At 73.1% G+C, this 10,092-nt stretch carries 10 protein-coding genes and 1 tRNA gene; 8 read left to right on the forward strand and 3 right to left on the reverse strand.

The features are described from left to right. Positions 1–924: 924 nt before the first annotated feature. The 5 genes from RKE29_RS23795 to RKE29_RS23815 all read left to right on the forward strand — a co-directional run bounded on the left by RKE29_RS23795 (position 925) and on the right by RKE29_RS23815 (position 5,257). Entirely contained in the window at positions 925–1,851 is a 927-nt protein-coding gene (locus tag RKE29_RS23795) for a hypothetical protein (RefSeq protein ID WP_312007638.1), read from the forward strand. Positions 1,852–2,099: 248 nt separating this feature from the next. Continuing rightward, a complete protein-coding gene (locus RKE29_RS23800) occupies positions 2,100–2,903 on the forward strand; it encodes a methyltransferase domain-containing protein (protein ID WP_312007640.1) in 804 nt (267 codons plus the stop codon). Positions 2,904–3,086: 183 nt separating this feature from the next. Next, a complete protein-coding gene (locus tag RKE29_RS23805; RefSeq protein WP_312007642.1) occupies positions 3,087–3,533 on the forward strand; it encodes a hypothetical protein in 447 nt (148 codons plus the stop codon). A gap of 179 nt (positions 3,534–3,712) precedes the next feature. Next, the gene (locus RKE29_RS23810; RefSeq protein ID WP_312007644.1) at positions 3,713–4,360 is read left to right on the forward strand and encodes a helix-turn-helix domain-containing protein; all 648 of its coding nucleotides are present in this window, start codon (positions 3,713–3,715) and stop codon (positions 4,358–4,360) included. 213 nt (positions 4,361–4,573) lie between these two features. Then, on the forward strand, positions 4,574–5,257 hold the full coding sequence (locus RKE29_RS23815) for a pyridoxamine 5'-phosphate oxidase family protein (protein ID WP_312007646.1): 684 nt from the start codon (positions 4,574–4,576) through the stop codon (positions 5,255–5,257). 63 nt (positions 5,258–5,320) lie between these two features. On the opposite strand, the gene RKE29_RS23820 is transcribed toward RKE29_RS23815, so the two are convergent. Beyond that, positions 5,321–6,199, reverse strand: coding sequence for a universal stress protein (locus tag RKE29_RS23820; RefSeq protein ID WP_312007647.1), 879 nt, complete (start codon positions 6,197–6,199; stop codon positions 5,321–5,323). A 222-nt stretch (positions 6,200–6,421) separates the two neighbouring features. On the opposite strand from RKE29_RS23820, the gene RKE29_RS23825 reads away from it, so the two are divergent. The 3 genes from RKE29_RS23825 to RKE29_RS23835 all read left to right on the forward strand — a co-directional run bounded on the left by RKE29_RS23825 (position 6,422) and on the right by RKE29_RS23835 (position 8,661). Continuing rightward, positions 6,422–6,553, forward strand: a complete 132-nt coding sequence (locus tag RKE29_RS23825; RefSeq protein WP_312007648.1) for a hypothetical protein — start codon at positions 6,422–6,424, stop codon at positions 6,551–6,553. 147 nt (positions 6,554–6,700) lie between these two features. After that, the gene (locus RKE29_RS23830; RefSeq protein ID WP_312007649.1) at positions 6,701–7,045 is read left to right on the forward strand and encodes a DUF485 domain-containing protein; all 345 of its coding nucleotides are present in this window, start codon (positions 6,701–6,703) and stop codon (positions 7,043–7,045) included. Next, positions 7,042–8,661 (forward strand): cation acetate symporter, encoded by a 1,620-nt coding sequence (locus RKE29_RS23835; protein WP_312007650.1) that lies wholly within the window; start codon positions 7,042–7,044, stop codon positions 8,659–8,661. The genes RKE29_RS23830 and RKE29_RS23835 overlap by 4 nt, the downstream gene beginning before the upstream one ends. Positions 8,662–8,762: 101 nt before the next feature. Here RKE29_RS23835 and RKE29_RS23840 read toward each other — a convergent pair. Together RKE29_RS23840 and RKE29_RS23845 are read right to left on the reverse strand one after the other, a co-directional pair. Continuing rightward, a tRNA-Ser gene (locus RKE29_RS23840) sits at positions 8,763–8,849 on the reverse strand. A gap of 46 nt (positions 8,850–8,895) precedes the next feature. Then, positions 8,896–10,092, reverse strand: a 1,197-nt coding sequence (locus RKE29_RS23845) for a trypsin-like peptidase domain-containing protein (protein WP_312007651.1), incomplete at its 5' end; no start/stop codon positions are given.

The raw sequence follows: 10,092 nt of genomic DNA on the forward strand, positions 1-10,092 counted from the left end.
GTTGGCGAGCGCGCTGGCGCGCCACACAGTGAGCACCGCGTGCTCCCCGACCAACTGGACGGGTGACCGCTGTCGCCCCCGCCGGGTCGCTGATGACCTTGATTTCAAACGCTTCGTCGGGCTTGGCGTAGGCGCCAGTCGGCTGAGCGTCGGACGGCCTGAACCAGAGACCAAGCCGCCTCCTCTCGGTCTCACTCGCAGGGGTGAACCGAAATTCTCGACTCGCCGCCAACTTCACATCCGCCGGGACGCACGCAGTAGCATTTTCCATCGTTCCGTCCGAACATTTCTCGCTGATGTCCGGCAGACGGTCCCACGAGGCCGCGGGGGCAAGCCCTCAAGACAGACGGGTGCAGGGGCGCCCCATGGCTGAGGCNTCCCTCGGGCACACCGCTCAACCTGCGGATACTGCTCCGGTTCGCCGAGGTGTCACGTCGGCCGGTGCAGGACGGCTCCTGGTACGAGAGGCGGCGAGCTGGACCACCACACGCCCTCTGTCTGCGGACTCCCGCACCTCACAGGGGGAAAGGCGGCTGGTGCACCGGTGGTGTGGATGCACCATAAGCGACCTGGGTCCCAGGCCGTACCGCCGAAGGGGAGGCCGGGGGTTCACCCGACGATATTATTACCGCCATCCGGGTATCGCTGGCCTGTCCGGTCTCAACTCCTGCCGTATGCAGACCGATCTAAATCATGGCTCCCAGGCAGGGAGCCGGGAAACCATCGAGTACGGCACCGTTGGCCTGGCCGGCCGACGACTACCCCCACGGAGTGAGACGAAGCATGGCAATCGACACCGCCCAGCCAACCGGCCGTGAGAGCGGTACCCGGGACAGGGAATGGAAGCCGAAGGCGGCGCCGTTCGTTGACGCCTGTGCCTACCCGACACCGAAGCTGGAGGACCTCCAGGCAAGGGACGGGGTGATGGGCTACTTCCTCGGGTTCATCGCCCCGCTACGCGACCCGCAGGGACGTTTCCGCGCGTCGTGGGGTGGGCAGCCCACCATGTACGACTACTGGACCAAAGAAAGCTACTCGGGGTTTGTCGCCGAATCCGGCTACCACAAGGCCCGTATCACCGAACTCCAGGACCGAGGCTGCGAGGTGATCTTCTCCGTCGGCGGTGCGGCCGCGGCACCGCTGGAGGAGAAGATCGAGCCGACGGAGGCGGTCACCGAGTATCTGGCGTGCTTGGACAACTACAACACCTCCTATCTCGACTTCGACATCGAGGGCTCGGCCCTGACCAGTCCGGAAATGATGGACCGGCACATCCAGGTGCTGCTCGGTCTGCGCGACCAGCGGCCGGACCTGCGGATCTCACACACCTTCGCCGTGGACATCGACGGGTGGAACCACCACACCATCGCGCTGGTCAAGAAGATGGCCGCCGTAGAGTACGTGCCCGACATCGTGCAGGGCATGCTGATGGAGATGCGCGACCCGGACAACGACTACTGGAAGGCGACGCGTATGGCCGCCGAGGCGATGGTCACCCAGATGACCGACTCCTCGGCCTGGGGCCACGTCTGGGACCGCCCCGCCGCGTACCGGCACTTCGGTGCCTGCCCGATGTACGGGGTGAACAACAACAACAAGATTTTCACCCTTGAGCACATGGAGAAGCTCCTGCACTATGCCAAGGAGCACCAGATCGCCGTGCTGTCCGGGTGGGACGCCTGGCGCGACAACAACCAGTGCAACCCGGAGGCCGGTATCAACCCGCCGTGCAAAACCGTCCCGCCGCTGAGCCACGCCGACAACAAGTACGCCTGCACCCATGTGCAGCAGCAGCCCGGTGAGTTCTCACGCCTGGTGGCCGCGTACACACCGCAAACGGTGGCCCGGTAGACACGCCTCCGGAACCCCGACGACAAGAGGACCGTCAAGAAGATTCCCACCCCGTTACACGGCATAGTCACATGTCGAGGTCGGCTGACTCGTGGGACGGGGTGGAGCTCCCCGTCCCACGGGCCGGGTAGGGTCCGCCGTACCGGCAGGGCCCCGGAACGGGCCGAAGCCCGGCGGACCCGGCCCGGCGGACCCGGCCCGGCCCGGCCGGAACGCACGTCCACCACGGGGAGACGGGGAAGAAGACGATGGCCACCGACTACGTACACGGGTACTCCACCGACGAGAGCACCCGGCTGGCCGACCAGGCCGCCACCCTGACCGACCTGCTGCACGGCGACGTCCGCTACGCCCCGGGCAGCCGGGTGCTGGAGGCGGGCTGCGGCGTGGGCGCCCAGTCGGTCATCCTGGCCGCCAACAGCCCGGACGCGTCCTTCACCTCCGTGGACGTCTCCGCCCGGTCGCTGGCCCAGGCGCGGCGGCGGGCCCGGGAGGCGGGCACGGCCAACGTGGCCTTCCAGCAGGCCGACATCTTCGACCTGCCCTTCCCCGACGAGCACTTCGACCACGTCTTCGTGTGCTTCGTCCTGGAGCACCTGCCGAATCCGGTCGAGGCGCTGGCGGCGCTGCGGCGGGTGCTCAGGCCCGGCGGTTCGGTCACCGTCATCGAGGGCGACCACGGTTCGACGTACTTCCACCCGGACAGCGCGTACGCGCGGGGCGCCGTCCAGTGCCTGGTCGACCTCCAACGGCGGGCCGGAGGCGACTCGCTGATCGGCCGCCAGCTCTACCCGCTGCTGGTACGGGCGGGCTACCAGGACGTCGGGGTCTCCCCGCGCATGGTCTACGTGGACGGCAGCCGACCGGACCTGGTCGAGGGTTTCACGCGCCGGACCTTCACGGCCATGGTCGAGGGGGTCGGCGAGCAGGCCGTCGGCCAGGGGCTGGTGGACGAGGCGAGCTGGGCGGCGGGCATACGGGACCTGTACCGGACGGCGGAGGACGACGGGACGTTCTGCTACACGTTCTTCAAGGCCGCGGCCACGCGGTAGCCACGCCGCCGTGGCCGTACGGTAGGCCCTCCGCCGCCGCCCTGCGGTAGCCGCGCCGCCGTGGCCGTACGGTGGCCGCCGCCCGCCCCCGGTGCGACGCGCGGCGCCGGACGGCCGCCCGCCCGTACGCCGGAGCACTCGCCCCCGGACGGCCGCCGCACAGCGGCATGCCATGATCACGGCATGCCGCTGTGCGACTACTTCTCCGCTCCGGACGACGCCACCGCCACCGGCGTGCTCGACGAGCCGGGCGGGCCCGATCCGTCCGCCTTGGACGTGCTGCCGCTGAAGGGCGTCGACCCGGTCGTCGTCCTGCCGCGCCTGGAGGCGGTCCTTACGGGCCGTACGTACGACGAGGTGTCCGGGCTTCCGCGCTCCGGGCAGCTGCTGTCCTCTCCGGAGGCGGACGGCCAGTTCGTCGTGAGCGTGTCCGACAGCCTCCAGGAGGCGCTGGCCGCGGCGCCGCCCGCGTCCCTCGCCGAGGCCGCGGGCCCCTGGTCCGAGACCGAGGAGCTGCGGCAGTCCGGCGTCACCGCCGAGGCCGTGCTGGAGGCGCTGACCCAGCTCGCGGCCCTGGCGGCCCGCGCCCGGGAGGCGGGGCGGCGGCTGTACTGCTGGTGGGCGCTCTAGCCCGGCTCCCCCCGAGGCCCGGCCGCACGAGCCGTACGAGCCGCACGAGCCGCACGAGCCGGACCGCGGCCCGTCGGCCGCCGCCGGACCCCCGCCAGGCACCCCGGCCGGGCCGCGCCCGCGCCCGCCGCCGGACACCCCCGGCAGACCGCGCACACCGCGTCTCTACGCTGGAGGACATGGCGATCCGGAACCAGGCACTCCCGAAAGCGCACCGCACCGACCGCCGCGCCCTGCTCATCCAGGCCGCGGCGGACCTGTTCGCGCGGCGGGCCTACGACGAGGTCACCGCGGGCGAGATCGCCAAGCGGGCCGGGGTGGCCTACGGGCTGATCGCCCACCACTTCAGCAACAAGCGCGGCCTGTACCTGGCCACCATCCAGGCCGCCGCCGCGAACCTGCGCGCCGTCCACGAGACCCCGCCCGCCGGTGACACCCCCGCGGCCCGGCTCCGCGACGCCCTGACCCGGCACATCCGCTACACCGAGGCGAACGCCGCGGGTTTCCTCACCCTCATGCGCGGCGGCAGCGGCTCCGACCCGCAGGTGCGCGCGATCATCGAGGACCTGCGCTGGCACGGCGCGCGGCGCCTGCTGACCGGGCTCGGGGTCACCGGCCCGGTCTGCCCGGCGCTGCGGGCCACCATGCGCGGCTGGGTGGGCTACCTGGACGAGATCCTGATCGACTGGCTCCGGCACGAGGACCTGCCGGTGGAGGACCTGGTCGTACTCGCCACGCAGACCCTCACCGGAGCCCTGCGCGCCGCGCACGCCCTCGACCCCGGCACGGGCGTCGGCCCGGACCTGATCGACCGCCTCACCGCCTGACGCGACCGGCCCCGGCCATCGAGCGGGCGCGGTCGCAGCGGGGAGGCAGGGCGCCCGCGCGGATTCCCGTTTCCGGCGGCCGACGGCGGTTACCCGGAGACGTACGGCGCCGACGGCGGACCAGGACGCGCGCGGGGCACCGGGAGAGCGGTGCCCGGCGGCCGGGTCCCGGCCCGGCCGGGACGCGGACTGCGACCGGGAGGGCGGGCGGACATGACGACGAACACCGGTCCGGGCGCTTCGGCGGCCGGACCGCCCCACGGCCCCGACACGCTGGACCGGCGCGTCGCCCAGCGGCGCGACCAGCTGGGGCTCTCCGCCGCCCAGCTGGCCGAACGGGCCTGCATGGCCCCGGCCTACCTGCGGCAGGTGGTGCGGCTGGGCCCCGACTTCGACCCCGACGCCCTGGCCCGGCTGGCGACGGCGCTGCGGATGCCGCTGGACGAGCTGCTGGAGGGCCGTACGGACCCGCCGCCGGGCCGTCGGCCGCCCGCGCGGGGCGCGGCGCTGGGCAAGCTGACGGCCCGGGAGTGCTGGGACCGGCTGGCCCACCACGGGATCGGCCGCGTCGCCCTGCCGGGCGACCGGGGCGTGTCCGTGGTCCCGGTCAACTACCTGGTGGACGCGGGCCGCATCGTCTACCGCACCGACCCGGACGGGACCGCGGCGGTACCGTCCGGCGCGGAGGTCACCTTCGAGGTCGACCGCGTGGACGAGCGCCGCGGCGTCGGCTGGAGCGTGCTGGCCGTCGGCACGGCCGACCACGTCACCGACGCCGGGGCCGTACACCGCTACGCGCACGCGCCCGGCGGGCAGCCGTGGGCGGGCGGGACCCGGGACCTGTGGATCCGGGTCACCCCCGGACGGCTCACCGGGCGGGTGGTCCGCCCGGGCTGACCCGCGTCCGGGCGGGCCCGCGTCCGGACGCGCCTGGACGCGCCCGGGCGGGCCCGGGGCGGGTCAGCCGGCCGGAACGACGGCGACGGGGCAGTGGGCGTGGTGCAGCGCGGCGTGCGCGACCCGGCCCAGCCGGGGGCCCAGCGGGTACCGGGTGCGCCGGGCGCCGAGCACCAGCAGGTCGGCGCCTGCCGAGGCGTGCGTCAGGGCGCCGGCCGCGGACGCGGCCCGCAGCACCTCCTCGGTGACCGGCAGGTCCGGGAACTCCTCGCGGACCGGCCGCAGGGCCTCGGCGGTCGCGTCGGCCTGCGCCCGCGCCACCTCGCGCAGGTCGTCCGCCTGGGGGGCCACGGCGCCGACCTGGTCCACCAGGGCCCAGGTGCCGAGCACCCGCAGGGCGGCCCCGCGCAGCCGGGCCGCCTGGGCCGCGTACCGCAGCGCGGGGCGGTCCCGTGCGTCGCGCGCGCCGACCAGGACGGTGCCGGTGACGGACCGGGCCGCGGCGCCCCGTACGACGACGACGGGGCCGGGCGCGCGGGCCGCGACCCGCAGGCCCACCGAGCCCAGCAGCAGCGCGGCGAATCCGCCCAGCCCGCGCGAGCCGACGACGAGGGTGACCCGCGGGTCCGCCGTCGCGAGCAGGGCGTCGGCGGGGTCGTCGCGGGTCAGCACGGGGTGCACCGGCAGGTCGGGGTGGCGGTGGCGGACCTGGCCGACGGCCGCGTCCAGCACGGCCCGGCCGCTGTCCTCGATCATGCGCAGCACGTCGTCGGACACGGCGGTGAGGTCGCCGGCGGGCGCCATGGCGTGCACGACGGCGAGGTGCTGCCCGCGCAGGAACGCCTCCTCGGCGGCCCACAGCGTGGCGGCCGCCGCGTGGACCGAGCCGTCGGTGCCCACGACGACGGGCCCGAGGGTGCCCGCGGCGGGTGGGATGTCCATGGTGCTCCTTTTCGTGCGACGCCGACCGCGCGGCGGCGCGGCGAGCCGTACGGGACGGCCCTGCCCGCCCCTCCGTGAAGCCTCAGCCGACCAGGACCATGCTGTAACCAGAAAACAGGGAATTATGCGTTATGCGCGCGGGGCCCTGGCGGGTCCGGCGCCGCCCCACACACCTCACGCCGCACCACTCCGCGGCCGGGCCGAGTGCGTACCGTGGCCCCCATGGGAGTCGTCCGCCTCGCCGCGCCGGCCGCCGCCGTCGCCGCCCGCTCCCGCATACCCTCCGGGGTGCCGCGACCCTCCGGGGTGCCGCGCGTGCCGACCCGCCCGCGCCTGCCCGGAACGCCGGCCTGAGCAGCCCCCGTCCGCTCCGCCGCGGGTGCGATCCACCGGCGATCCCCGCGCGGGGACTGCCGCACGAGACGGCGGCTGCCTACCGTCATAAGTCCGCTGCCCCACCGCCGTGCTTCGCCCCCACCACGACACCGAAAGGAGGGCGGCGTGCACCCCGAATCATCCTCGTCCGAGGCGACAGGCCGCACCGAGCCCTACCGCGAGACGCAGTCGAGTGCCGAGTTCGCCGGACTGCGCCGCACCTACCGCTCGTTCGCGTTCCCGCTGACCGTCGCCTTCATCGCCTGGTACCTGCTGTACGTCCTGCTGTCCAGCTATGCGGGCGGCTTCATGGGGACCAAGGTCGCCGGCCACGTCAACGTGGCCTTCGTCTTCGGCCTGGCCCAGTTCGCCAGCACGTTCCTCATCGCCTGGTGGTACGCGCGGCACGCCGCCGCCAAGCTCGACCCGCGGGCCGAGGCGATCAGGTCCCGGCTGGAGGGCGAGGCATGAGCACCGTCCACCTCGCCGTCGAGAGCGCGGGCGAGCACCGGCCCCTGATCATCACGCTGTTCTCGGTCTTCGTCGCCGCGACCCTCGCCATCACGGTCTGGGCGGGCCGCCGCACCAGGAACGCCACCGACTACTACGCGGGCGGGCGGGCGTTCAGCGGGTTCCAGAACGGCCTGGCGATCTCCGGCGACTACATGTCGGCCGCCTCGTTCCTCGGGATCGCGGGCGCCATCGCCCTCTTCGGCTACGACGGCTTTCTGTACTCCATCGGCTTCCTCGTCGCCTGGCTGGTGGCCCTGCTGCTGGTCGCCGAACCGCTGCGCAACTCGGGCCGGTTCACCATGGGCGACGTGCTCGCCTACCGGATGCGGCAGCGCCCGGTGCGTACCGCAGCGGGCGTCTCGACGATCGTGGTCTCGATCGTCTACCTGCTCGCCCAGATGGTCGGTGCCGGCGTGCTGGTCTCGCTGCTGCTCGGCATCGACAGCGACGCCGGGAAGAACCTCATCGTCGCCCTCGTCGGCGTCCTGATGATCCTCTACGTGTCGATCGGCGGCATGAAGGGCACCACCTGGGTGCAGATGGTCAAGGCCGTCCTGCTCATCGCGGGCACCCTGCTGATCACCGTCCTGGTGCTGCACAAGTACGGCTACAACCTCTCCACCCTGCTCGGCGCGGCCGCCGACAACAGCGGCAAGGGCAGCGGCTTCCTGGAGCCCGGTCTGAAGTACGGAGCCACCGGGACCTCGAAGCTCGACTTCATCTCGCTCGGCGTCGCACTGGTCCTCGGCACGGCCGGCCTGCCGCACATCCTCATCCGCTTCTACACCGTGCCCACCGCCAGGGCCGCCCGGACGTCCGTGCTCTGGGCGATCGGGATCATCGGGGCCTTCTACCTGATGACCATCGCGCTGGGCTTCGGCGCGGCGGCGCTGCTCGAACAGAAGACGATCACCGATTCCAACCCGGCGGGCAACACCGCGGCCCCGCTGCTGGCCCAGGAGATCGGCGGAGGGGCCGACTCGACCGGAGGCGCGATCCTGCTCGCGGTGATCTCGGCGGTCGCCTTCTCCACGATCCTCGCGGTGGTCGCCGGACTCACCCTCGCCTCCTCGTCCTCCTTCGCCCACGACCTGTACGCGAACGTCCTCCGCAAGGGCCGGACCACGGAGAAGGAGGAGGTTCGGGCCGCCCGGTTCGCGGCGGTCCTCATCGGCGGCCTCGCCATCGCGCTCGGCATCTTCGCGGGCGATCTCAACGTCGCCGGCCTGGTCGCGCTCGCCTTCGCGGTCGCCGCCTCGGCCAACCTGCCGACCATCCTCTACAGCCTGTTCTGGAAGCGGTTCACCACGACGGGCGCGCTGTGGTCGATCTACGGCGGACTGGTCATCGCGGTGGTGCTGGTGCTGTTCTCACCGGTGGTCTCCGGCGCGAAGACCTCGATGTTCCCCGGGGTGGACTTCCACTGGTTCCCGCTGGAGAACCCGGGGCTGATCTCCATCCCGGCCGGGTTCCTGCTCGGCTGGCTGGGGACCGTCCTGTCCCGGGAGACGGCGGACGAGGACAGGTACGCCGAGCTGGAGGTGCGCTCCCTCACCGGAGCCGGCGCCCACTGAACCACCGGCGGCGGCCCCCACCCGCGGCGGGCCCGGCCGGGCACATGACCGGGCCCCCGACCGGACTGCCTGGTCGGGGGCCCTGTGTGGGATCACTGACGCGGAGGCTGAGGGATTTGAACCCTCGGTGACATCACTGCCACGACGGTTTTCAAGACCGTTCCCTTAGGCCGCTCGGGCAAGCCTCCCCGTGCCGACACCGCCCGGGCGCGGCACGGGGGTCAGCCTAGCCTGTCAGTTGTCGCCCTTGCGCTCGCCCAGCGTGACCTCGACCGTCTTCTCCTTGCCGTCGCGCTCGTAGGTGAGGGAGACCTTGTCGCCCGGCTTGTGGGCCCAGATCTCGCTGATCAGGGTGGGGCCGCTGTCGATCGCCGTGTCGTCCAGCTTGGTGATCAGGTCGCCGGGCCTGAGGCCCGCCCGGTCGGCCGGGCCGCCGGGGACGACGGACGGGGAGCCGTCCTGGTTGCTGTCGGCGATCTTGGCGCCTTCGCCGGAGTCCTTCAGGTCCACGGTGGCCTTGATGGCCGGGTAGACCGGCTGGCCGGTCGCCAGCAGCTGCTCGGCGACGTTCCTGGCCTGGTTGATCGGGATGGCGAAGCCGAGGCCGATGCTGCCGGACTGGCTCTCGCCGCCGAAGGGGCTGCCGCCGCCGCCCGGCTTGATGGCGGAGTTGATGCCGATGACGGCGCCGTCCGCGTTCAGCAGCGGGCCGCCGGAGTTGCCGGGGTTGATGGAGGCGTCGGTCTGGAGGGCGCTCATGTACGAGGGGTTGCCGCCGCCGCTGTCGCTGGAGGCGACCGGGCGGTTCTTGGCGCTGACGATGCCGGTGGTGACGGTGCCGGACAGGCCGAACGGCGCGCCGATGGCGACGGTCGCGTCGCCGACCGCGACCTTGTCGGAGTCGCCGAGCGGCAGCGGGTCGAGCTTGGCGCCCGCGGCGTTCTTCAGCTTGATCACGGCCACGTCGTAGCCCTCGGCCCGGCCGATGATCTCCGCGTCGTAGCGCTTGCCGTCGGAGAAGGTGGCGGTGAGCCGGCCGCCGTTCGCGGCCATCGCGACGACGTGGTTGTTGGTGAGGATGTGGCCCTGCCGGTCGTAGACGAAGCCGGTGCCGGTGCTGCCGTCGCCGCCGCTGCCGCCCTGCGCCTCGATGGTGACGACGCTGGGCAGCGCCTTGCTCGCGATCGCCGACACCGACCCGGGGGGACGGCTCTGCGCCTTGGTGCCGTCCGTGGCGGAGACGGTCGTGGACGAGGTGCCGCCGTCGTCCCGGTCGGCGGCCCAGTAGCCGAGGCCGCCGCCGATGCCGCCCGCGACGAGCACGGCGGCCAGGACGGCCGCGACCACGCCGCCGGGGCGCCGGCGGCCGGAGCCGCCCCGCGGGGAGCCGGGCGGCGGTACGGGGCCCCACGGGTCGCCGGGGCCGCCCTG

The sequence above is a fragment of the Streptomyces sp. B1866 genome, assembly GCF_031932565.1.
GTDB lineage: Bacteria > Actinomycetota > Actinomycetes > Streptomycetales > Streptomycetaceae > Streptomyces.